The organism is Burkholderia cepacia complex sp. TUM26381 (assembly GCF_057439935.1).
The window spans coordinates 2423048-2445833 of the sequence record NZ_CM172007.1 but is presented as its reverse complement, the minus strand read 5'-3'; the positions used below and the strand labels follow the sequence as shown (position 1 = coordinate 2445833).

The 22786-nt window shown below is 66.7% G+C and carries 23 protein-coding genes; 7 read left to right on the top strand and 16 right to left on the bottom strand.

The window, feature by feature from the left end:
* The first annotated feature begins 294 nt into the window (after positions 1 to 294).
* Positions 295 to 1947: a DUF3459 domain-containing protein gene (locus ACWMMN_RS27585; protein WP_342705984.1), complete on the top strand. Its 1653-nt coding sequence runs from the start codon at positions 295 to 297 to the stop codon at positions 1945 to 1947.
* A gap of 70 nt (positions 1948 to 2017) precedes the next feature.
* On the opposite strand, the gene ACWMMN_RS27580 is transcribed toward ACWMMN_RS27585, so the two are convergent.
* The 5 genes from ACWMMN_RS27580 to ACWMMN_RS27560 all read right to left on the bottom strand — a co-directional run bounded on the left by ACWMMN_RS27580 (position 2018) and on the right by ACWMMN_RS27560 (position 6714).
* Positions 2018 to 2602 carry a thiamine phosphate synthase gene (locus ACWMMN_RS27580; protein ID WP_342705871.1) on the bottom strand — a complete coding sequence of 195 codons (585 nt, stop codon included), beginning with the start codon at positions 2600 to 2602 and terminating at the stop codon, positions 2018 to 2020.
* Between the two features lie 22 nt (positions 2603 to 2624).
* A complete protein-coding gene (locus tag ACWMMN_RS27575; protein WP_059237339.1) occupies positions 2625 to 3968 on the bottom strand; it encodes a hemolysin family protein in 1344 nt (447 codons plus the stop codon).
* A 76-nt stretch (positions 3969 to 4044) separates the two neighbouring features.
* Positions 4045 to 4824, bottom strand: a complete 780-nt coding sequence (locus tag ACWMMN_RS27570) for a sensor histidine kinase (RefSeq protein WP_486423411.1) — start codon at positions 4822 to 4824, stop codon at positions 4045 to 4047.
* 67 nt (positions 4825 to 4891) lie between these two features.
* The gene (locus ACWMMN_RS27565; RefSeq protein WP_059237337.1) at positions 4892 to 5815 is read right to left on the bottom strand and encodes a DMT family transporter; all 924 of its coding nucleotides are present in this window, start codon (positions 5813 to 5815) and stop codon (positions 4892 to 4894) included.
* Positions 5816 to 5856: 41 nt separating this feature from the next.
* Positions 5857 to 6714, bottom strand: coding sequence for a LysR family transcriptional regulator (locus ACWMMN_RS27560; protein WP_059237336.1), 858 nt, complete (start codon positions 6712 to 6714; stop codon positions 5857 to 5859).
* Between the two features lie 113 nt (positions 6715 to 6827).
* Between ACWMMN_RS27560 and ACWMMN_RS27555 the strand changes: the two genes are divergently transcribed.
* The 3 genes from ACWMMN_RS27555 (at position 6828) to ACWMMN_RS27545 (ending at position 9851) form a co-directional block, all read left to right on the top strand.
* Positions 6828 to 7211, top strand: coding sequence for a tautomerase family protein (locus tag ACWMMN_RS27555; protein ID WP_174992788.1), 384 nt, complete (start codon positions 6828 to 6830; stop codon positions 7209 to 7211).
* Between the two features lie 126 nt (positions 7212 to 7337).
* On the top strand, positions 7338 to 8972 hold the full coding sequence (locus ACWMMN_RS27550; protein WP_059237334.1) for a CHAD domain-containing protein: 1635 nt from the start codon (positions 7338 to 7340) through the stop codon (positions 8970 to 8972).
* Between the two features lie 48 nt (positions 8973 to 9020).
* On the top strand, positions 9021 to 9851 hold the full coding sequence (locus tag ACWMMN_RS27545; protein ID WP_174992786.1) for a TOBE domain-containing protein: 831 nt from the start codon (positions 9021 to 9023) through the stop codon (positions 9849 to 9851).
* Positions 9852 to 10018: 167 nt separating this feature from the next.
* On the opposite strand, the gene ACWMMN_RS27540 is transcribed toward ACWMMN_RS27545, so the two are convergent.
* From ACWMMN_RS27540 to ACWMMN_RS27525, 4 genes are all read right to left on the bottom strand, one after another.
* The gene (locus ACWMMN_RS27540) at positions 10019 to 10720 is read right to left on the bottom strand and encodes a sulfate/molybdate ABC transporter ATP-binding protein (protein ID WP_486423410.1); all 702 of its coding nucleotides are present in this window, start codon (positions 10718 to 10720) and stop codon (positions 10019 to 10021) included.
* 55 nt (positions 10721 to 10775) lie between these two features.
* On the bottom strand, positions 10776 to 11453 hold the full coding sequence (modB, locus tag ACWMMN_RS27535) for a molybdate ABC transporter permease subunit (protein WP_174992785.1): 678 nt from the start codon (positions 11451 to 11453) through the stop codon (positions 10776 to 10778).
* A gap of 10 nt (positions 11454 to 11463) precedes the next feature.
* Complete coding sequence (gene modA, locus ACWMMN_RS27530) at positions 11464 to 12264, bottom strand: molybdate ABC transporter substrate-binding protein (RefSeq protein ID WP_059237331.1); 801 nt, start codon at positions 12262 to 12264, stop codon at positions 11464 to 11466.
* Between the two features lie 129 nt (positions 12265 to 12393).
* Entirely contained in the window at positions 12394 to 13092 is a 699-nt protein-coding gene (locus ACWMMN_RS27525) for a phosphatase PAP2 family protein (protein WP_486423409.1), read from the bottom strand.
* A 259-nt stretch (positions 13093 to 13351) separates the two neighbouring features.
* Here ACWMMN_RS27525 and ACWMMN_RS27520 point away from each other — a divergent pair, with 259 nt between their 5' ends.
* On the top strand, positions 13352 to 14461 hold the full coding sequence (locus ACWMMN_RS27520; RefSeq protein ID WP_486423408.1) for an extracellular catalytic domain type 1 short-chain-length polyhydroxyalkanoate depolymerase: 1110 nt from the start codon (positions 13352 to 13354) through the stop codon (positions 14459 to 14461).
* An 81-nt stretch (positions 14462 to 14542) separates the two neighbouring features.
* Complete coding sequence (locus tag ACWMMN_RS27515) at positions 14543 to 14719, top strand: DUF3563 family protein (protein WP_081051934.1); 177 nt, start codon at positions 14543 to 14545, stop codon at positions 14717 to 14719.
* A 107-nt stretch (positions 14720 to 14826) separates the two neighbouring features.
* Here the strand turns inward: ACWMMN_RS27515 and ACWMMN_RS27510 are convergent, their stop codons facing one another.
* The 5 genes from ACWMMN_RS27510 to ACWMMN_RS27490 form a co-directional block, all read right to left on the bottom strand.
* Positions 14827 to 15246, bottom strand: a complete 420-nt coding sequence (locus ACWMMN_RS27510; protein WP_059237328.1) for an organic hydroperoxide resistance protein — start codon at positions 15244 to 15246, stop codon at positions 14827 to 14829.
* A 153-nt stretch (positions 15247 to 15399) separates the two neighbouring features.
* Positions 15400 to 15852 (bottom strand): MarR family winged helix-turn-helix transcriptional regulator, encoded by a 453-nt coding sequence (locus tag ACWMMN_RS27505; RefSeq protein WP_174992784.1) that lies wholly within the window; start codon positions 15850 to 15852, stop codon positions 15400 to 15402.
* Positions 15853 to 16053: 201 nt separating this feature from the next.
* Complete coding sequence (locus tag ACWMMN_RS27500) at positions 16054 to 16863, bottom strand: BPSS1780 family membrane protein (protein WP_059237326.1); 810 nt, start codon at positions 16861 to 16863, stop codon at positions 16054 to 16056.
* The gene (locus ACWMMN_RS27495) at positions 16854 to 17852 is read right to left on the bottom strand and encodes a homoserine kinase (protein ID WP_174992783.1); all 999 of its coding nucleotides are present in this window, start codon (positions 17850 to 17852) and stop codon (positions 16854 to 16856) included. The genes ACWMMN_RS27500 and ACWMMN_RS27495 overlap by 10 nt, the downstream gene beginning before the upstream one ends.
* 99 nt (positions 17853 to 17951) lie before the next feature.
* Positions 17952 to 18347 carry a hypothetical protein gene (locus tag ACWMMN_RS27490; protein WP_021160838.1) on the bottom strand — a complete coding sequence of 132 codons (396 nt, stop codon included), beginning with the start codon at positions 18345 to 18347 and terminating at the stop codon, positions 17952 to 17954.
* Between the two features lie 129 nt (positions 18348 to 18476).
* Here ACWMMN_RS27490 and ACWMMN_RS27485 point away from each other — a divergent pair, with 129 nt between their 5' ends.
* Positions 18477 to 20003: an AMP nucleosidase gene (locus ACWMMN_RS27485; RefSeq protein ID WP_059240771.1), complete on the top strand. Its 1527-nt coding sequence runs from the start codon at positions 18477 to 18479 to the stop codon at positions 20001 to 20003.
* Between the two features lie 559 nt (positions 20004 to 20562).
* On the opposite strand, the gene ACWMMN_RS27480 is transcribed toward ACWMMN_RS27485, so the two are convergent.
* Entirely contained in the window at positions 20563 to 21396 is an 834-nt protein-coding gene (locus ACWMMN_RS27480) for a hypothetical protein (RefSeq protein WP_486423407.1), read from the bottom strand.
* 7 nt (positions 21397 to 21403) lie between these two features.
* The gene (locus ACWMMN_RS27475; RefSeq protein WP_486423406.1) at positions 21404 to 22474 is read right to left on the bottom strand and encodes a ComEC/Rec2 family competence protein; all 1071 of its coding nucleotides are present in this window, start codon (positions 22472 to 22474) and stop codon (positions 21404 to 21406) included.
* Positions 22475 to 22786: the final 312 nt, after the last annotated feature.

The window sequence follows — 22786 nt, the reverse complement described above, 5'->3', positions numbered from 1 at the left end:
GGTCGATGGCGGACGACGTGCCCGCGGGCATGACGCAGAGCGTAGGGGCGCGCGGCCGGCGCAACAAGGCGAGCGGTCATTCCGGTATGCCGACTACCCGACTCGCCGGCATGGGCCGGCGCACCCGATTCCCCGGGGTCGATTCGCATTTAAAAATGTCTGACCAGCCTGCATCGGGATGGCGAATCCGGCGCATACTCGGTTCTCTCCCCCCGCCTGGCCGTCGCATGCCGGGCCCCGATGCGCCGCGCCACGGGCGCGGCCATGCCGCTCGGCACGCACGAGGAGCGCATGATGTCCGATTGTCCGCACGATCCGTACGCGCAGCACTACATCCATTGCTTACCGTTTGGCGCGCAGCCCTGCGGCGCGCTCTCCACGACACCGCGCACGCATTTCCGCGTGTGGGCGCCGGGCAGTACACAGGTCCAACTCGAACTCGATTCCGGCTCCGACCCGACGCTCGTTCCGATGACGGCCGCCGGCCCGAACTGGTTCGAAGTCTTCGCCGACTGCGGCGCGGGCACGCGTTACCGCTATCGCCTCGACGACGCCGTGTCGATTCCCGATCCCGCGTCGCGCTCGCAACCCGACGGGCTCAACGGTCCGAGCGAGGTCGTCGATCCGCGCGCATTCACGTGGCGCAACACGTTTTGGCGCGGGCGCGCGTGGGAAGACATGGCGCTTTACGCGGTCCGTCCGCACGCGGTGGGCGGCTTCGACGGCGTGCGCCGCCGCTTGCCGCAGCTCGCACGTCTCGGCGTGACCGCGCTGGAATTGCTCGCGTCGCCGCACGACAGCCTGCCGTTCGCGCCGCTCGCGGCCGAAGGCGGCCCCGACGCGCTGAAGGCGCTGATCGACGACGCGCACGGCTACGGGCTCGCGGTGCTGCTGGAGCTCGACTACGCGCGCTTCGGCAGCGGCACCGATGCGCTGCGCCATTACGCGGTGCCGTTCTTCCATACGCGCGACGATCCGTTGCAGGCCGCGCCGCTGGCGCTCGATCATCCGGAAGTCTGCGATTTCTTCTGCGACAACGCGCTGTACTGGCTCGACGAATACCGGTGCGACGGGCTGCGCCTGCGCGAAGCCGACCGGATCGGCGTGTCGTGGCTGCGCGAGATCGCGGATCGCGTGCGCGCGGCCGTGCCGGCCGACCGCCTGATCCACCTCGTGCTCGGCAGCGAGCGGCATCCGGCGCATCTCGCCGATACCCATTTCGACGCGCAGTGGAACGGGTGCGGCGAACGTGCGCTGCACCGGCTGACGGGGCGCGATACGTCGGCCCACGAAGGCATTTCCACGCACCAGTCGATCCACACGCTCGCCCGCGCACTGACCGCGGCCGGCGCGGCATTTCAGCCGGCCGCGTCGGGAGAGGGCATGGCGGCCGACAGCGGGCTGGCGCTGACGTCGCTCGTGCTTTCCGATGGCGCGTGGCGCGACAGCGGCCCGGGCGATCAGGCGCAGGAGGCCGGCCTGGCCGCACTCGCGCTGTCGCTGCTCACGCCGCAGATCCCGCTGATCTTCGATGAAACCGCGCGCGACACCGATCGTGCGCATTTCGTGCAGTCGGCGCTCGCGGTGCGCGCGAAGCTGATCGCGCCGCGGCTGTCCGATTGCCGGCCGCAGGACGCGCATGCGCTGAAGGCGGACGGCGACGGCGATGCCGATGCGCTGCTCGCGTCCTGGCGGCTCGCCGACGACGAGACGCTGACGATTGCATTGAACCTGTCGCCCGATGCGCTGCGGTTCGACGCACCGGGAGGACGCGTCGTGTTCGAGACGCCGGCGCGCGCGCGCGATCGTGTCGATGAAGGGGAATTGCCGCCGTACTCGCTCGTTGCGTGGTTGACGGGTGACGTCAACCGCTATGCGCTGACGCACGATGCGCGACGCATCGATGACGGTTCGTGGCGCGGCATGCGTCCGAACCTGAACGCATGAGTAGATGACGGCGTGACGGTTGGAAGGCCGGGCGCATGCGCGCCCGGCTGTGCCGCAGGCAATCCCGGACTTACCAGAACCCGCGAATCCCCGCGATGCCGTGCGCGCCGTGGCGGCGCGCGTCGTCGAGATGCGTGCGCGTCATTCCGCCGAGCGCGAAGACGGGCATCGCGGCCTGGGCGGCCAGCGTATCGAACTGCGCCCAGCCGAGTGTCGGCGCACCGGGATGACTGAGCGTCGGCAGCACGGGCGACAGCGTGACGAAATCCGCGCCGGCGCGTGCGGCCAGCAGCAGGTCGTCTTGCGAATGGCAGGCGGCCGACACCCAACGGCCGGCTGGCAGCGGCCGCTGCGCGGCGGCGCGCAACGCGGTGCCGTCGAGATGCCAGCCGGCGCCGTCGAGCCGCATCACACCGGCGGCATCGATCGGGCCATTGAGCATCAGGTGGGCGCCGGCCGCGTCACAGCGCGCGAGCGCTGCGGCGGCAAGCGACGCGAACGCGGCCGCATCGAGCGATTTCACGCGCAGTTGCACGAGCGTTTCACCGCGCGCGAGCACGGCCGACAACCGGTCGAGGAATACCGCGCGATCGGCTGCCGACGCGGACGCCGGTTCGGGCGTGATCACGCAGCAGCGCGGCAGCATCGCGTTCATCGCGCGACGCAACGAGGGGCCGTCATTCGTCGGCCTCTTTCATGCCCTTCGGATAGACGCGCACGAGCACGATGCGCGGCCCGTTCATCTTCTTCACGACGACGTCGAAGCGGTCGAACGACACGCGTTGCCCTTCGGTCGGCAGGTCGCTGAGCGCCTGGATCACGAGGCCGCCGACCGATTCCGCGCGGCCTTCGTCGATGTCGATGCCGAGCGCCTGCTCGAGCGACACGACGGGCAGGCTGCCCTTGCCCATCAGTGTGCCGTCGTCGAGGCGGCTCCAGTCGGCATCGCCCTGGCGGAACTCGTCGTGGATCTGGCCGACCAGCGCGCCGAGCAGGTTGTCGAGCGTCAGGAAGCCGATCGGCTTCTCGCCCTTGTTGCCGACCAGCGCGAAGTGCGGGGCGCCCTTGCGGAAGCGGCGGAACAGGTCGAGCGCCGGGGTGTCGGGCTTCACGTACTGCACCGGGCGCACGTAGTCGGACAGGTCTTCGAGCGCGGCGCCCGCGTGACGCGCGAGCAGCAGGTCCTTCAGGTGGATCAGCCCGCTCACCTGTTCGCGCGACGCATCCTCGAACAGCGGATAGCGGCTGAAGCGGTGCCGCGCGACGATCTCCATGTTGTCGGGCAGCGGCAGGTCGCGTCGCAGGCCGATCATTTCATGGGCCGGCCGCATCAGGTCGGACACCGTCATCGACGAGAAATCGAGCGAATGCGCGAGCGTGTTCCACTCGTCGTTGCTGTACGTGCCGCGCGCCGGCTGCGCCGTGTTGCCGGCCGTGCTGCGGCGGCTGCGCAGGATCAGCTTCAGCTCGTCGGTCGAGTAGTGCGCGTCGCTGCCGTGGTCGGCCGACAGCCCTGCGAGCCGCAGCACCGCGTTGGCGCTGGAGTTGAGCACCCAGATCGCCGGATACATCGCCCAGTAGAACGCATACAGCGGCAGCGCGACCCACAGGCCGACCTTCTCCGACTGGCGGATCGCCATCGATTTCGGCGCCAGTTCGCCGACGACGATGTGCAGGAACGAGATCAGCGAGAACGCGAACACGAGCGAGATCAGGTGCACGACGCGTTCGGACTGCACGCCGATCAGGTCGAGCAGCGGGCCGATCAGTTGCGCGAACGCCGGCTCGCCGACCCAGCCGAGGCCGAGCGACGCGAGCGTGATGCCGAGCTGGCACGCGGAAAGATACGCGTCGAGCCGGCCGTGCACGATGCCGAGGATGCGCCCGCGCAGGCCATGCTTGCGGGCAAGGGTCTTGACGCGCGTCGCGCGCAGTTTGACGAGGCCGAATTCGGCTGCAACGAAGAACCCGTTGAGGGCCACCAGGAACAACGCGCCGATGAGCGCGAAGATCTGTAACAAAGAATCGCTCCGGTTATGACAGGCCCATCAGTATAGAGCCAGAAAGGAATTTGTAATGTATCGGGCGGCCGATTGCTTACACCGGCGCCTCGCAGGGAATGGAGAACGAGAGGGTGACGGCCGCGCCGTCGGCGAATGCGTCGTGCGTCAACGTGCCGCCGTGCGCGAGTGCGACGCGCTGGCACAGTGCGAGCGCCCAGGCGTTTCGTTTCGCGTCGCGCTGGCGCAACATCTCGCGCCGGGCGAACGCTTCGAACGCGTGCGGTAGCGCGGGATCGGCGAGCGCGTCGGCGTTCACGGTGCACGTGGCGCGCGCGCTGAACTGCACGCCGTCGCGTGCGCATGCGAAGGCGACGCGGCTGCCCGCGGCGCTCGCTTCGACGGCCGTCGTCAGCAGGGTCCAGAGCGCCTGGGCGACGCGTTCGCGGTCGACGACGAGCGTCGGTTCGCCGTCCGGCAGCGTCGCGTCGAGCGTGACGTGTCGTGCGTCGGCGAGCGCGAAACGGACGAGCGCGAGCGTGTCGTCGAGCAGCGCGCGCAACGCGAACGACCGTGGCGAGATCGCGAGCGTGCGCGTTTGCGCGCGCGGCGCGTCGAGCGCGTCGTCGATCAGCGCGACCTGCTGGTCGATGCCCGTGCGGATGCCCGCGAGCGCGCGCTGCAGGTTCGGGTCGGCGTGGGCGAGCTGGCGCTCGAGCACGTACGCCCAGCTGTGCATCGCGTTCAGCGGGCTGCGCAGGTCGTGCGACGCGGTGGAGAGCGCCTGGTCGCGCAGGAACAGGGCCGCCTGGGCAGCGTAGTGCGCTGCGCGTTCGCGCAGCAGGTCGGCGGCGGGATCGGCGGAAGTGGACGTCACGGAGCGGGCCTGTCGGAAGCGGTTGGCGTGGAAGTCACGCGAACCGCCATTATAGGGACGGTGCGTGTCACGCCGGCAGCGCGTCCTCGTCCTTTTTCCGGGCGTCGCCGTTCGGCAGCAACTGGCAGGCGAGCAGGCCGGCGAGCATCAGCGCGCAGCCGACGAGCGCGCGCAGCGTCAGCGTTTCGCCGAGCGCGGCCCAGCCGGCGATCGCCGCGAACACGCCTTCCATGCTGAAGATCACGGCCGCGTGCGCGGGCGCCGCGTCGCGTTGCGCGACCACCTGCAGCGTGTAGCCGACGCCCACTGACAACAGCCCGCCGTACAGCAGCGTCGGCAGCGCGCCGCGCAGCATCGCGACGCTGACCGGCTCGACGGCGAGGCCGACCGCGAGGCACGCGACACCGCACACGAGGAACTGCAGGAACGCGAGCACGAGCGGGTCGTGGCGCTTCGCGAGATGGCCGACGGCCATCACGTGCGCGGCGATGATGACGGCGCCCGCAAGCTGGAACCAGTCGCCGTAGAGCACCGAGAAGTGCTCGTCGATGCTGAGGAAATACAGGCCGATCGCTGCCAGCAATGCGCCGAACCACGTGCCCGCGCCGATCCGGTGGCGGGCGAACACGCCCATCAGCGGCACGATCACGACATACAGCGAGCTGATGAAGCCGGCATTGGCGACCCGCGTGTATTGCAGGCCGAACTGCTGCAGCGAAATCGACACCGCGAGCAGCCCGCCGAGCGCGAGACCCGGCAACAGCAGCGCCGGTTCGCGGCGGATCGCCGCGAGCTGCGCGCGCGACGCCGTATTCAGCATCAGCAGCGGCACCAGCACGAGCGCGCCGAGCAGGAAGCGCAGCCCGGTGAACAGGAACGGCCCGATCACGTCGAGACTCAGGCGTTGCGCGACGAAGGCCGAGCCCCAGATCGCGGCGGCGGCGAGCATCAGCAGGTTGGCGCGGACGTGCTTGCGGGCTTCGGGTTTCATCGGAATTCTTCAGGAGATTGCGGGCGACGGAACCCGCTAGTTTACGCCGAGATTGCAAGGCTGTCGGCAAACCTGCGCAGCGCGGCGGCGGCCCGGATGTCGCGTACGCGCGAATACAGCACGACCTGCGATTGCGGCAGCGGCGGCAGTCCGAATTTCGCACCGACGTCGACCAGCGTGCGCGGCGCGACACGCCGTGCGAGCGGGCAGACGGCGAGCCCTGCCGCGGCCGCGGCCGTGACCGCCGCGACCCCGCCGCCAATGAAGCGCTCGCGCCACGGCAGCCCTGCACGGTCGAGCGCGCGCAGCGCGGCGGCGCGCACGCCGCACGGGCCGGCGAGCACCGCGAGCGGCAGCGGCTCGCCCGCGCGCACCACCCAGTCGGGCGCGGCGAGCCAGGCCAGCGGCTCGGTAAACAGCAGCGTGCCGTCTTCGCGCGGCGGATCCTCGCCCGGTTCGTGCCGCACGATCACGGCATCGAGCCGGCGTTCGTCGTATTGCGCGAGCAGGCCGGTCGACGTTCCGAGATGCATTTCCAGCGACAGCCCGGGATCCTGCCGGTGCAGGCTCGTGAGCACGGCCGGCAGGTCGGGCACCGCGACGTGCTCGCTGACGCCGAGCGACAGGCGGTAAGTGCCCGCCGAGATCGCGCCGAGCGCGTGCTCGTGCGCATCGAGCAGCGCGCGGGCGGCCGGCAGGAAATTCTCGCCGTCCGCCGCCAGCTTGACGACGCGCGGCGTGCGCGCCAGCAGCGGTTTGCCGAGGTGGGCTTCCAGCCGCTTCAGCTTCAGGCTGACGGCCGATTGCGTGGTGCCGAGCGCATCGGCGGCGCGCGTGAAGCTGGCGAGATCGGCGACCAGCACGAACGCGCGGACAGCATCGAGATCGAGTACTTTCATTTCAAGTGTAAATGAATGAAATATCTATCAATGACTGTTCATTATAGATCGGCGGGCCTAACCTGACGCTGTGTTTCCGTTCTTCAACGTTACCCACCGACAGGAGCAGGACCATGCCATTCACCCGTATCGCCGTCCGCGAAGGCAAACCGGCCGCCTACCGCGCGGCACTCGTCGACGGCGTGCAACGTGCGCTGGTGCGCACGTTCAACGTGCCCGAGGACGACATCTTCATGGTCGTCACCGAGCATGCGGCCGAGAACTTCGTGTATGGCCGCCATTACCTCGACATCGAGCGCAGCGACGATCTCGTGATCATCCAGATCACCGCGAACAACACGCGCACGCTCGAGCAGAAGCGGGCGCTGTACCGGGCGATCGCCGACAACCTCGCGGAGCAGCCCGGCGTGCGGCAGCAGGACGTATTCATCAATCTTGTCGAGGTGCTGAAGGAGAACTGGTCGTTCGGCCATGGGCTCGCGCAATACGCCGTTTGACCTGCGACAGGCCGACAGGGCCAGACCGTCGCCGGCACGTTTTTGCGACGTGTACTATGGAAGCTGCTTCACGGGCGACGCCGGCGCGGATGATGCGCCGGCGATCCTTCATGTGCAGGAGCTTCCATGTCGCGTGTGCTGGAAATCGTGTTGTCGCTGTCGCTGGAAGGGTGGCCGGTCAAGGCTGCGAGTCGCACCCGCGGCACGCAGCGCGACTTCGGCGCCGAACTCGTGCGCGCGTGGCGGATCTGCCCGCAGGTGCGGATGCGTCGCGGCCATGAGCGCGTGACGATCGAGCCATGCCAGATCGAGGAGGCCGAAACGAGCCCCGGCGCGAGCTGGTGGACGTGGGTCGAGTCGAACGCGCACGGCAGGCGGGTCGTCGCGTCGCGTACGAAGGCGTTTGCGCCCGGCGTCACCGAGCGCGAACTGTTCGACGCGGAGCATGCGGGCATCGTCGTCGCGATGCCGTTACCCGTACCCGTGACGACGACCGCGGCCGATGCCGATGCACCGGCAGACGAAGTCAATGGCGTCGCGCCTGAGGCCGCCGAGCCTCCGGCTGCGGGTGCGCAGCCCGAAGCGTCGGCGCTGCGCCTCATGAGCGAACGGCGGCGCGGGCGGTGGGCCGACGACAGCGGCGTCGTGGTCGAGATGACGCTCGACGACATCACGCTGACCGGCGGCGGCGAGCCGCCGCGCCGCTACGTCGAGCTGCGCCTTGCCGCACCCGACTGGGAAACCGTCGCCGCACGCACGGCCGCGCTGCATGCGCTGTTCGCCGCGGCGCGCGAGCTGAGCGGCGCATGGCCCGCCTTCGTGCAACTGACGAGCGTGATCGACCGCGCCTGCGCGGGCGAGCCTGCGGCGGCCGGGCTGGTCAAGGCGCGACTCGTCGACCTGACCGGCATCCGCACGCAACGCGGCGCGTTGTTCGCGCTGGCCGGCGACATCACCGCGCAATGGCTCGGCAACGAGCGTGGTGTGCTCGACCACGACGATCCCGAATTCGTGCACCAGATGCGTGTCGCGCTGCGCCGCCTGCGCACGCTGATGCGCTTTTTCCCGCGCTTTGCCGACCGCGCATGGCAGGACACGCTCGGCGCCGACCTGCGCTGGGTCGCCGCGCTGCTTGGCACGGTGCGCGACTGGGACGTGTTTTCGACCGAAAGCCTCCCTGCGCTGATCGCGGCCGACGGCGGTGACGGCGACTGGGACGGCACGCTCGATGCCGCCCGCGCGCAGTCCATGGCCGCGCGCGTCGAGCTGCGGCAAGCGCTCCATTCGGCCCGCTATGCGCGGCTGACGCTCGGCTGGCTCGAATGGCTGGGCACGCTGGCGCTGCCGGCAGCCGAAGGCGACGACGCACCGTCGCTGCGGCGTCACGCAACCAAGCGCGTGCGTCGGCTGTTCGGCCATCTCTACGCGTCGCCGTCGCTCACGTCGCTCGATACGGCTGCGCGCCATCAGGTGCGGATCGACGCGAAGCGGCTGCGTTACGCACTCGAATTCTTCGCATCGCTGGCGTCGCGCCGCACGCGCAACGAGACGGTCAAGACGCTGACGCGCGTGCAGGGCGTGCTCGGCGAAGCGAACGACACGATGGTCGCACTGCATCACCTCGAGCAGCTGGCGGCGCCGCCGTACCAGCTCGGCTTCGTGCGCGGCTACGGCGCGGCGCTCGAACAGCGCGCCGCGCGCGACGCCGAGACGCTGCTCGCCAGCCTGCGTCCGCCGAAGCTCGACGGCAAGCCGGGCTGAGCGGCGCGCGCTGACTATAATGGCCGCCCGTTTCCCGAAGGCATGCCGATGACCGACGCACCGCATTCTTCCTCGTCCGCCGAACCGCTCGAACTGGGCGGCGAGCTATGGTTGCGCGCCGGCGAACAGACGCTCGGCGGCGCGACGCGCATCGCGCTGCTCGCGGCGATCGGCGACACCGGCTCGATCACGCGCGCGGCGAAGGCCGTCGGCCTCAGCTACAAGGCCGCGTGGGATGCAGTCGACACGATGAACAATCTCGCCGGCGAACCGCTCGTCGCACGTTCGACGGGCGGCAAGGGCGGCGGCGGCACGACGCTGACGCCGCGCGCGACCTCGCTGATCGCCGCATTCCGGACGATCGAGCGCGAGCATCGCCGCTTCATCGAGGCCGCGAGTGCGGCCGTTGCCGGCTTCGACGTCGACTGGGCGCTGATCGGCCGGATCGGGATGAAGACCAGCGCGCGCAACCAGTTGTTCGGCAAGGTCGCGTCGATCGTGCGCGGCACCGTCAACGACGAGGTGACGCTCGTGCTGCCGGGCGGGCAAGCGGTCGTCGCGGTGCTCACGCACGAAAGCGCCGATGCGCTCGGTTTGCAGGAAGGGGCGGACGCCTGCGCGCTGGTGAAGGCGTCGTGGGTCGTGCTGGCGGTGGACGATGCCGACCTGAAGGTGTCCGCGCGCAACCAGCTGAGGGGCAGCGTGGAAGCCGTGGCGGCGGGCGCGGTGAACAGCGAGGTGACGCTGGCGCTGGATGGCGGCGGGACGCTGACGGCCGTCGTGACCAACGACAGCGTTCAGGCGCTGCAACTCGACGCCGGCCGTCGGGCGATCGCGCTGTTCAAGGCGTCGAGCGTGATTCTCGCGGTGACGGGCTGACGCAGCAGGCAGGGCGGCGCGCGTCGACAATCGTGTGACGGACGGGGCGAAGCCGGCATCGCACAGCGCGTGCACGGCGCCGGCTTCGTTTCCGCTTTCAGCTTATGCCGCTACGCGCGGCTTCTCTCAGGCTCCAACGTGCCTGCCACGACCACGGCCTCGCGCGCTCAGGTGACGCGCGTCGGCCACTCGGCGTGCGGCGGGGTTGCCTGCACGCGTCCTTCGCTCAGCTGCACGACCTGGTCGCCGAATGCGGCGACGTCGTCGGGGTCGTGCGAGATCAGCACCATCGGGATATCGAGCCGCGCCTGCAGTTCGGCGAGCTCGTGGCGCATGCGCTGGCGCATCGCGCCGTCGAGCGCCGCGAACGGTTCGTCGAGCAGCAGGATCCGCGGTTGCGCGACCAGCGCGCGCGCCAGCGCGACGCGCTGTTTCTGCCCGCCCGACAGTTGCGACGGATACTGCCCTGCGAGCGTTTCCAGGTCGAACGCGCGCAGCCAGTACGCGACTTCCGGCGGCACTGTCTTCGCGCGCGGGTTGCGCAGCCCCGACGTGAGCCCGAACGCGATGTTCTGGCGCACGTTCAGGTGCGGAAACAGCGCGTAGTCCTGGAACAGGTACGCGACACGGCGGTCGCGGGTCGGCACGTCGATGTGGCGCGCGGCGTCGAACAGCGCTTCGCCGTTCAGCGTGATCGAGCCTTCGTCGGGCGACAGCAATCCGGCGATCGCCTGCAGCGTCATGCTCTTGCCCGCGCCGGACGGCCCGAACAGCACGACGCGCTGTGTCGTCGCGGTAAACGACATGTCGAGCGTGAAGCGGCGCTCGGCGTTCGCGTAGGTCTTGCGGATGTCGACGACGAGGCTCATGCGGGCCTCCGCCGAAGCCATCCGGCCGTGGAACGGAAAGAACGGAGCATGTGCTTCATGTCAGTTGGCTCCGCCGGGCGCGCGATGGCACGAGCCAGCCGGTCGCGAGCAGCACGAGCACGCAGGTGATCGACGTCACCAGCACGAGGAAGTTGGCCGTGTTGTCGTCGCCGGCCTGCACCGCCGCGTAGATCGCGACCGACAGCGTCTGCGTGCGGCCGGGCAGGTTGCCGGCGATCATCAGCGTCGCGCCGAATTCGCCGAGCGCGCGGGCAAACGCGAGCAGCGCGCCCGCGAGAATGCCGCGCGTGGCGAGCGGCAGCGTCACGCGGAAGAACACCGCGACTTCGCCGAGCCCGAGCGTGCGCGCCGCACGTTCCAGATGCGGATCGACGCCTTCGAATGCCGCACGCGCCGACTTCAGGATCAGCGGAAACGCGACGACCATCGACGCGATCACCGCGCCCTGCCACGTGAACACGAGCTCGATGCCGAGCCTGTCGAGCCACGCGCCGAACACGCCGCGCCGGCCGAGCAGCACGAGCAGGTAATAGCCGAGTACCGTCGGCGGCAGCACGAGCGGCAGCGTCAGGATGGAATCGACGACGTCGCGCAGCGGCGAGCGCCAGCGCGCGAGCACGAACGCGGCCGCGACGCCGAGCACGATGTCGAGCACGGTCGCCCAGCCGGCGACCTTCAGCGACAACAGCAGCGGTACCCAGGCGTCTTGCATCGCGATACGCTCACTTGCCAGCGGGCTTGAAGCCGAACGTCGACAGCACGGCCTGGCCCTGCGCCGACGCGACGAAGTCGATGAACGACTGTGCCTGCGCGGCGTGGCGGCTGTCCTTGACCACGGCGATCGGATAGGTGATGGCCGTCTTGGTCGGCACCGTCAGCGCAACTTTCACGCGGCCCGGCATGATCGCGGCGTCGGTGCCGAACACGAAGCCCGCGTCGACCTCGCCGCGCGCCACGTAGTCGAGGCTCTGGCGCACGTTGGCGGCCAGCACGCCCTTCGCGCTGACGGCATCCCACACGCCGGCCGCGCGCAGCGCGCCTTCGGTGTAGCGGCCGACCGGCACCGATGCCGGGTCGCCGTAGGCGATGCGCTTCACGCCGGGCGCGGTCAGGTCGTTCAGCGACGTCGGCGCGGCCGCATGGCCCTCCGCCGGCACGATCAGCACGAGCGAATTCGCCGCGAAATCGCGACGCGTGCCGGGCACGATCACCTTTTCGTCGGCCGCACGATCCATCGCCTTCTGGTCAGCCGACGCGAACACGTCGGCCGGCGCGCCCTTGGCGATCTGCTGCATCAGCACGTCCGATGCGCCGAAGTTGAACAGCACCTTGGTGTCCGGGTGCTGCTTCTCGTACGCTTCGCCGACGGCCTTGAATGCGTTCGTCAGGCTGGCGGCCGCCGACACGACCAGTTCGTCGGCGGCGGAAGCGGGCGCGCTGAATGCGATACCGGCAGCGGCAAGCGTGGCGATCGGCAGCAGACGGAGCAGGGTGCGGCGAAGCGGACGGACGGTTGAGCGCATGGTGGATTCGTTTTTGAATGGGTGGAAACCGTAATCGTAATATAGGGCGGGTTATAACGCTCGACATACCGTTCATGCGACGGCGCGCATGAAATGGTCAGACCTGAAAAGGTGCGGCCGGGCGGCCCGTCACGTACGGAGCGTGTGCGTCGACGATTCGGTGCGCTGCAGCGACGACGGCTGCGATGCGGGATGGTAGTTCGGGTTGGCTTTCCAGCGCGCGCGGACGAACGGGCGCTCGTGGCCCGACAGTTGCAGCGCGACCTTGGTGACCCAGCGATGCGACGGCACGGTGATGCCGTGCAGCGCGACGGTGACGATCGCGAGGCTCGCCACGACCGCCGGCACCGACCAGCGGTGCGGCACCGCGCGCCACGAGCCGGCGATGAACGCGAGCGCGGCGATCGCGCCGACGATGCAGCCGGTGATCGATTCGGACGGCGAATGCGCGTCGAGCGCGACGCGCGACACGCCAACCGCGATGCCGGCCGCGAGCCCGAGCGCGATCCCGGCGATGCGCACCGGCGTGCGCGTGCGGATCAGCGCGAGGAAGATCGCGACCGGATACACCGACGTCGACAGCATCGCATGGCCGCTGAACCCGGTGAAATCCCACGCGCGGATGCCGATGCCCCAGCCGAGGAACGCGATCTTCGTGAGCGCCACCACGCCGATCGCCGCCGCCAGCACGCCGAGCCATGCGGCCGCGCGCTGCCACGCGTAGCCGAGTGCAAGCCAGATGGCGATCGTGATCGCGAGCGGCAGGGTCAGGCCGGCGCCGCCGAACGCGGTGATCATGATCCACAGGTGAGACGACAGGTCGAACATCGGGAATGGGACGAACGAAGGCGGGGAGAATGCTTAAATCAACGCGCGAGCCGGAAAGAACGACTACAACGGATACAAGCGGCGAAACACCAGTATAGCGCCGCGTATGCATGAGGCCCGTTTTTTGCGCCGCCGGGAACTATCCGCATGCAGGAAAAATCCCAGAAACAATGTTATGGTGCATTGCACAAAGTCGAACGATGCATCCATTGCGGCGCCTTCATGGCGCCCCTATTTTTCCTGACTGCGAGCCCGATCGATGACCAAAAGTCTGACCAAGGTGTGGCTGGGCGGCATGAAACGCATGCTGTCTCCGGCCGCCAAGCGCGCGGCGCGCGATGCGCAGCGCATCACACGCGACGCACTCGAGGTTGCGGCCTCTCCGGCCGTATCCGATCTGTCCCCGCCACGCGAATCGCGCGTGCGTCCGCGTGCCGCCGCGTGGGCGGCGGGCGAGTGGACGCGCGGAGAACATCCGATGGCGCCCGCGCTCGGGCGTCTCGTCCAGAATCTCGCGTACGGCCTGTATGTGCCGCCGGGCCGCCGGCGCGGCGCGATGCCGCTCGTCGTGATGCTGCACGGCTGCCAGCAGTCCGTCGACGAATTCGTGCAGGGCACGCGGATGAATCTGCTGGCCGACAAACATGGTTTCGCGGTGCTGTATCCGGAGCAGTCGCTGCGCGCACACGCACATGGCTGCTGGCACTGGTATGAAGATACCGACCGCGCGGGCCGCGGCGAAGCGAACACGGTGGCGTCGCTGGTCGACGCGCTCGTCGACGCGCATGGTTTCGACGCGTCGCGTGTCTACGTCGCGGGGCTGTCGGCCGGCGCGGGCCTGGCGTCGCTTCTTGCACTGCACCATCCGGACCGCTTCGCAGCCGTGGCACTGCACTCGGGTCCCGCGTTCGGCGAGGCGAATTCCGGCATCGCCGCGATGGACGTGATGCGACGCGGCCTGCGGCAGAATCCGGCCGCGGTGGTCGATGCGCTGGTCGATGCGGCTGCGTATCCGGGCATGCCTGCGCTGATCGTCCAGGGTGACGGCGACCATGTCGTCGCGCCGAAGAATGCCGACCAGCTGACCGTGCAGTTCATGCGCCTGAACGGGCTGGCCGACGCCCGCGGCGCATTGCGCGGCGGCGAGCGCGTCGAGACGCGCGAAGCCGGTGCGCAGATCACCGACGTCTGCCGTGACGGCGAGCCGGTCGTACGGCTCTGTCATGTGAAAGGGCTCGATCACGCGTGGGCCGGCGGCGACGAAGCCGTGCCGTTTCATGCGGCGGTCGGCCCCGATGCAAGCGCGATGATCTGGGCTTTTTTCGAGGCGAATCAACGCACTGTGGCGAACGAACGACGCATCGGCTGATCGACGCTGGCCAAAGCCTAGGGTTTTCCCTATAATTCGGGAATACCCTAGTCAAAGAACCTTTGGATTGCGAGATCGACCATGTACCTGCTGAGCCACCTCTTCCTGATGCTGACCAAAAACGCTGAAAAGGCCTCGAAAGAGCGCGCCGAAGCGTACCTGGCCGATGCCACCGACATCTACGATCTCGAATTCCGCATGCGCAAGATCGATCGCGAAGCGGCGATGAACCGCCCGTACTCGATCGGCTCGCGCTAAGCAGCGCAGGCGGGCGCGCTAGCCCGCCGCTTCGGCGAATCGCGCAAAAGGGCGCGTGCGGCTACATGCCGCACGCGCCCTTTTCGCATGCGTGGTCCTGCGTCGCGTCAGATGACCGTCAGGCGTACCGGCACGTTGTTGCGCGTCGCGTTCGAATACGGGCACACGTGGTGGGCTTTTTCGACCAGCGCCTGCGCGTCGGCCTTGTCGAGCCCCGGCAGCGATACACGCAGCTCGACGTCGAGCCCGAAGCCGCCTGCGTCGTTCGGACCGATGCCCACTTCCGCCGTGACCTGCGTATCGGCCGGCAGTGCCTGCTTGTTCTGGCCGGCGACGAATTTCATCGCGCTCAGGAAACAGGCCGAGTAACCTGCGGCAAACAGCTGCTCCGGATTCGTGCCTTCCGCGCCCGTGCCGCCGAGTTCACGCGGCGCGGCCAGCTTCACTTCCAGCTTGTTGTCGGCGGATACTGCGCGGCCGTCGCGGCCGCCCGTGCTCGTGGCGCTGGTCTTGTACAGAATGTTCATCGTGCAGCTCCTGTCGGGAAAAGGGGAAAAGCGGTCCGGTCAAACGGGATGTCGCCGGCCACGAAGAAAATATAGAACACAAATCATTAGTGTGCAAATGAAATTTTGAAGAAAAAGCCCGGCGATGCCGGGCCGATCGGTCGGCGCGCGGGCTCAGCGTTCGTTGGCGGCCGACAGCGCGTCGCGCAACTGCTGGAGATCGGCGCGCAGCCTGACCAGGAATTCGGGTGTCTGCTGCATCGCGCAAAAGAGATCGGCGGGCACCGAGCGCGCGCGCTCCTTCAGCGCACGGCCTTCCGGCGTCACGCGCACGTTCACGACGCGTTCGTCGGCCGCGCTGCGCACGCGTTCGACGTATCCGAGCGCCTCCAGCCGCTTGAGCAGCGGCGTGACGGTGGCCGGATCGAGATCGAGCCGCGCGGCGATGTCCTTCACGGCGATGTCGTCGCGCTCCCACAGCACGAGCATCGCGAGATATTGGGGATAGGTCAGCGACAGCTTGTCGAGCAGCGGCTTGTACGCCTTCGTCATCGCGTGCGAAGTCGAGTAGAGCGCGAAGCACAGTTGCTCGTCGAGCGTCTGGGGCAGTGCGGGTGGGCGGTCCATGATTCCGGAGGCGCGACGGACGCGCGAACAATTTGTACGCAAATTATTTTGCGCGCAAAAGATCGGGTTGAACAGGGGCGCCCGGCGACGGGGCAGCCGGTGATCGATACGGGAAAAGGGGAGAGATCGGAAGCGCGCCGGGAGACGACCCGGCGCGGTGAACGACATGACGGCCGGCGACGCGCGCCGGCCGGAGAGGCGTCAGCGGCCCGACGTGGTGGTCGTCGCGCCCGGTTCCTGTATGCCGAAGCAGCCGCGATAGGTCGCGTAGAACGAGCAGTACAGCATCGTGACGATGATGATCGTCACCGGCATCATGATCGTCAGCGCATACGCGCCGGCGCCGAGCGCCTGCAGCAGCAGCGACAGCGCGAGCGATGTGCCGAGCGCGACGGCGAACCACAGCACGCCGTACACGACGAACGCGCCGCGATTGCGCCAGCAGCTGACGACGCTGAAGAACAGCGCCTTCGCGGGCGGGACGTCATGCCACGCGACCAGCACCGGTGCGAACCAGAACAGCATCGCGACCGGCAGATAGAGCAGCGTCGCGAAGAACAGCGCGCCGAGCGTGCCTTGCGCGGCAAGCGTCTCCGGCGTCGCGTTCGCTTCGTCGGCCGCGCCCATCATCACGTGGAACAGCGCGCCGCCGTCGACGAACGACGAAGCCGCGAACACCAGCACCATCGATGCGACGTAGATCACGCCGAGCACGAGCAGCCGCTGGGTCGCGACGGTGCCGTACGAGCGGAAGCCGTCGACGAGGATCGTCGGCATCACGGTCTTGCCGGCCACCGTGTCGCGGCACGCGGCCATGAAGCCGACCGCGATGCCGGGAATGAACACCAGCGGCAGCGCCGAGCCGATCACGGGCACCATCGACACCAGCGTAATGGCGAGCAGGTACGTGAAGAACAGCGTGATGAACGCGAGCGGATTCCGGCGGAACAGCCAGATGCCTTGACGGAACCAGACATAGCCCGTTTTCGCGGGCACTTCGATCAGTTGCATGCGGTGTGGATCTCGGGAAGCGCGGGCGTATGCGCGATACGCTCACGCAGGATGCGTTCGAAATGGCCGGGGTCGTGCGGCTTGAGCATCTCGGCCGCGCGCGGCAGGTAGAAGTCGTACAGGCGCGACACCCAGAAACGGTACGCGCCCGCGCGCAGCATGTCGCTCCAGTGGCGGCGTTCCTCGGCCGTGAACGGCCGGACCGTCTGGTACGCGCGCAGCAGCGCATCGGCGCGGGCGACGTCGAGCACGCCGGTCGCGAGGTCGACGCACCAGTCGTTGACGGTCACAGCGACGTCGAACAGCCACTTGTCGCAGCCCGCGAAATAGAAGTCGAAGAAGCCGCCGAGCCGCACCGCGTGGCCGGTGCCGGGTGCCGCGTGCGCGAACAGCACGTTGTCGCGGAACAGGTCGCAATGGCACGGACCGGCCGGCAGCGCGGCGTAGTCGTCCGACGCGAAGAAGGCCGCCTGGTGCGCGAGTTCGCCTTCGAGCAGCGTGCGTTGCGTGTCGGTGATGAACGGCACGATCGCCGGCACGTTCTCCTGCCACCACGGCAGGCTGCGCAGGTTCGGCTGGTTGTTCGGATAGTCGCGCCCCGCGAGGTGCAGGCGCGCGAGCATCTGCCCGACCTCGATGCAGTGTTCGACCCCCGGCGCGAGTTCGGCCGCGCCGTCGAGCTTCGTGACGATCGCGGCCGGCTTGCCGTGCAGCTCGCCGAACAGCGCGCCGTCGTCACGCGGAATCGGATCCGGCACGGGTACGCCGTGGCCGGCCAGGTGGCGCATCAGGTCGAGGTAGAACGGCAGCTGTTGCGCCGAGAGCTTTTCGAAGATCGTGAGGACGTATTCGCCGCGCGTCGTCGTCAGGAAGAAATTGCTGTTTTCGATACCGGACGGAATGCCGCGGAACGCAAGCACGTCGCCCAGTTCGTAGTGGCGCATCCATTGCGCGAGATCGGAGTCGGAAACAGCAGTGAAAACGGCCATGCGGAATGCGTCAGGTCAGGGTGTCGGCACGCGGGCGGCGTGCATCGCGACAGCAGGTGAAGGGGCGGCGCGGCGCGATCGGCGCGGCGCGCCACGGAATCAGTAGCGCAGGTTCAGCGACGGCAGGCGCGTGATCGGGATGCCCGCGTCGTGCGGCTTCGGCGACGTGTCGGGCGTCGAGCTCATCTGGTAGCGCGTGCCGAAGTTCGACTTCACGTCGATCTCGACCGGTTTGCCGCGGTCGCGATACTCGGTGACTTCGGTGCCGTTCTTGCTCTTTTCGTGGAAGCTCGGCGTGCGGCGGATGTCGGCGAAGTCCACTTTCGACGTGACTTCGGCGCCCGGCCGGTTGATCTTGCGGAGATCGGGCAGGCCGGCGGCCTCGTTGGCCTCGGCCCGGGCCTGCGCGTCGGCATCGGGCGTGCCGCCGGCGGCGTAAGCGGCGCTGGCGGCGGCAAACGCGGCGGCAGCGACGACGAGAATGAGCGGCTTCATGATGAGTCTCCAGTGAACCTAGCGATTTTAGCAAATACTGCGCGCCATCCGGCCCTGGCGTGCGCAGGGGCGGCCATGAGGGCGACCGGGTTCCGTGGTAATGTCGTCCGATCAGACGAGGTGATGAAAATGAAGAACGATTTGAGCCGCCGGCACCGAGTGCTGTCGCCCGAAAGCCCGTCGGTCGAGGCTTTCGACGATCCGATCGCCGCCGTTGCGCGGCTGTCCGCCATTTACGACACGAATACGGGGTTCCTGCGCGACGCCTTCGCGCGCTATCGCCGCCACGAACCGATCACCGAGCACGTGCGCGCGTGCTATCCGTTCGTGCGGATCCGCACCGACGTGAACACGCACGTCGATTCGCGCCGTTCGTACGGTTTCGTCGCAGGCCCCGGCGTATTCGAGACGACGGTCACGCGCCCCGATCTCTTCGCGAACTACTACCGCGAGCAGCTGCGCCTGCTGTCGAAGAACCATCATGTCAAGATCGAGATCGGCGTGTCGTCGCAACCGATTCCGATTCATTTCGCGTTTCCGGAAGGCATCCATCTCGAGGGCGAGCTCGATCGCGACCGCCTGCTCGCGATGCGCGACATCTTCGATACGCCCGACCTGTCGTACCTCGACGACCGCATCGTCAACGGCACGTTCGAGCCGGCGCCGGGCGAGCCGCATCCGCTCGCGCTGTTTACGGCCGCGCGCGTCGACTTCTCGCTGCACCGGCTGCGTCACTACACGGCGACGTCGCCCACGCACTTCCAGAACTATGTGCTCTACACGAACTACCAGTTCTACATCGACGAGTTCGTGAAGCTCGGCCGCACGGTGATGACGGAGAGCGACGACCCCGAGGTGCGTGCATACCGCAGCCAGTACAGCTCGTTTGTCGAGCCGGGCGATGTCGTCACGTACAACGCGAACCTCGGCAGCGAGCCGGCAGAGGGCGCCGCGCCGCCGCGCCTGCCGCAGATGCCCGCGTATCACCTGAAGCGCGCGGACGGCAGCGGGATCACGATGGTCAACATCGGCGTCGGTCCGTCGAACGCGAAGACGATCACCGATCACATCGCGGTGCTGCGCCCGCATGCGTGGGTGATGCTCGGCCACTGCGCGGGGCTGCGCAATACGCAGCGCCTGGGCGACTACGTGCTCGCACACGGTTACGTGCGTGAGGATCACGTGCTCGACGCCGACCTGCCGCTGTGGGTGCCGATCCCGGCGCTGGCCGAAGTGCAGCTTGCGCTCGAGCGCGGCGTGGCCGACGTCACGCGGCTGGAGGGGGTCGAACTGAAGCGCGTGATGCGTACGGGCACGGTCGCGAGCGTCGACAACCGCAACTGGGAGCTGCGCGACCATCGCGAGCCCGTGCAGCGGCTGTCGCAGAGCCGCGCGATCGCGCTCGACATGGAAAGCGCGACGATCGCCGCGAACGGCTTCCGCTTCCGCGTGCCGTACGGCACGCTGCTGTGCGTATCGGACAAGCCGCTGCACGGCGAGCTGAAGCTGCCGGGCATGGCCGACACGTTCTATCGCGGGCAGGTCGACCAGCATCTGCAGATCGGCGTGAAGGCGATGGAAATCCTGCGCACGAACGGGCTCGACAAGCTGCATAGCCGCAAGCTGCGGAGTTTTGCGGAAGTGGCGTTTCAGTGATAAGCCCTTGTTGTATAAGGCTCCCCGGCTAGGCTGGGGAGCCTTCGTGTCTAACGTGAGCATCGGTGTCTACCGGCCGAAGTACCAGTTTCCGAAGCGCCCGCGCCCGCTGCGAACATGAGCAGTCGACTGGTAGCAAAAAGCCGCCAGGCACTTCGGTGCCGGCGGCTTTTTTCGCCCATACTCATGCCCGTGCATGGCCGTGGCAGGTTTCCGCACCCTCAGAGTGGTCGGCCGCGCGGATGCGCGCCGTAGTTTCGCCGACATGCGGCATGCGCGTGAAGGGGCTGCTGACGCGCATGCAGCCTAGACGTGGCGGGTCTGGCCCCGGTGAGGCTCACGCAGGCCCGGCACGCGCAGTTGTGACCCCGCCCCACATGCCCGCAAAAACGAGTGGTTTTTTATGCACGCATGCACCGGCCGCTCGGGGCCGGCCGGCATGGACCGCGCGGCGATCGGCGGCCCGATTCCTCTATGCAATTTTATGCGCCTTGGTTATGTAGTTTCGGCGCTTTCAACGTTTCTCGGTGCGCTCGGTCACAGGCTGATGCCTGTCGCTTTAGGCGTCGTCTGTTTTTGTTGCGGCTCTAGCTGTGGCCCGTGTCCGGGACGCTTTTCTGGCTCCGTCTCGTTGTGTTGGCACTTCAATTTCACATGCCGCTTCAAACAAACGTTCGGCGTAGGCATATCCAATGCGTTTAAGGTGCGCTTCGGTGAAGTAGATCCATGTAAATAGAATTACTGTTGCGCCGAAAAGGGTAATTCCAGCTGCGGTCCCTGGTGTCAGAAGTTTTGATACCTGAATGTGAAGCGGCGTGAACTGTATGACCTGGCTTTGAAGAAGTCCGAAAAATATGCCAATTGAACTCGTGGAGAGGCCGATTGGTTTCATGGCAAGCATATTCCGGTGAAAGCCGTACGCAATATTTTCCTTCAATAAGAGAGAATATTTTATTCCGCGTGTCAGTTCCCGCAGGTGGCGAGTTACACCGCTATATAGTTGATCTGCTGAGGCTGGGTTGCGCGCTTCGTCTTCGGCGCTTGGTAGGGGAGTTTGTAGTTTTTCGCTGATAGCTTTGTGATAGCGAGACTTCGTGTAGTCGTCTAGATGGTGGTCGCGATGCCTCAAGATAATAGTTGTCGGCATCCCTCCCCATTTTTTGATTAACCTTTCTTCAAGTCTCTTCCCGAGCCCTCGTGCGCCGCTCGCCAAACCATATATTGCCCCGCAACTCGTTACGAGTGCGAGCAATGCCGTCAGAATTGGACTTCGCGGTCCAAGTATCCAGAGCAAAGGAATCAAGAGCGGTAGAACAGTGAGCAGGCCCGGGAAAACCCGGGCCGTGCGCTGGTACGGATCTCGAAGGTAGTCGATCAAGGAATCAATCGCCATGGCGGGATCAGTTCTCTTGTTCTTGAGGATATGCGACTTGCGGAATCGAAGTCCAACCTTCACGCGTGATTCCATTTGCGACGCAAATTGCGCGACCTTCAGTGGCGCCGAACCACCCACCTCGATGCATCATTGCACGGATTACGGATTTCCGCGGATGATGTTCATCCGCCTTTGCAGAACTACAGACCGCACTCCAATTGGTTTTCTCGGGAAGGCTTTCCAACCGTTGCCCCAGCCATCGGTCAAGCACATCCGTGCTGACGTTGTGCCTCCCACCATGGTGTGGAACTTGGAACACGTTAATTCCGGGCAATGTTAGTCCGACGTTCGGAGCATAGTCCGCAGCTTCGTTGAGGGCGTCTCTACCGGCGTCACCGGTCAGGAGTATGCGTTTGCCCTTAATTTCGGCGAATTGCACCACGCTCATTTCGTTTTCGTTGCTTGTACCTTCAGTCGGAAAGTATTCGTCACCCCAGGCGGCTTTAACGAAGTTTGCGACCGATTTTGCCGCTTTCATCATGCCGTCAAAAATATGGGCGAGTACGCCTTCGTCGACGTGCTCTGGCGTCTTATTCGATGTGACTACGAGATCTAAGTAACGCCCCAGAGTAGGTGCCAAGACCGTGAAGGGGCCGATACGCGCTCCTTGAAGAGGGTCTTGAATCGGGACGCCCTTTTCTATTGCCAAGTCTTCGAGCTCCGCAGTCGCGGAGTATACGGAGCGGAGTTTGCGTCGAAGCGCATCTACGGAGTTGTATGTCTCGAATCGAGGGAGGAGTTGGTCCGCATAGATCCACGGACGATTGATCCACAAGGTACCGACAGTGCATTCGGCGATTACTTTGCGAAGCCCGTTGGCGTGATCTTGATCGGGGTGCGTCAATACAACGTGATCGATGTGCGTCGCACCGTAGTGCGTCTTTATGTGTTCGATAACCTGGTCGCCGGTTTCGAGATAGCCCCCGTCGACGACATGAATTCCGGCAACTCCGTCGATCGAGTAGCGAAGGGTGATTGCATCTCCGCTTTTGCCGGTTTCGACGGCCAAAAAATCCAACTCGTAATAGTCAGCCATGATACCCCGTCCATCGTAATGTGGTCTTCTGATCTCGACCACATGCAAGACAAGTCAGTCGACCTGATAGGCACATAGTCGTATTGTATTTTTTGCGGTATCCGGACTCCGGATGCTGATTGATACCGCAACGTTACTAAAGCACCGGCATGTGTGGGTGTCAAGCGTTGGCAGGTACGTAGAAGTGCTAGGTCAGAGGATATAAATGCGCGGTCGTACCGACGCATTTCGGTCGCATTTCCATGCTGCATTTGAGCCCGAGTGGCAGGCGGAAGGATATGGTGGTAGACGTGTAGACGATCATACGGTTTG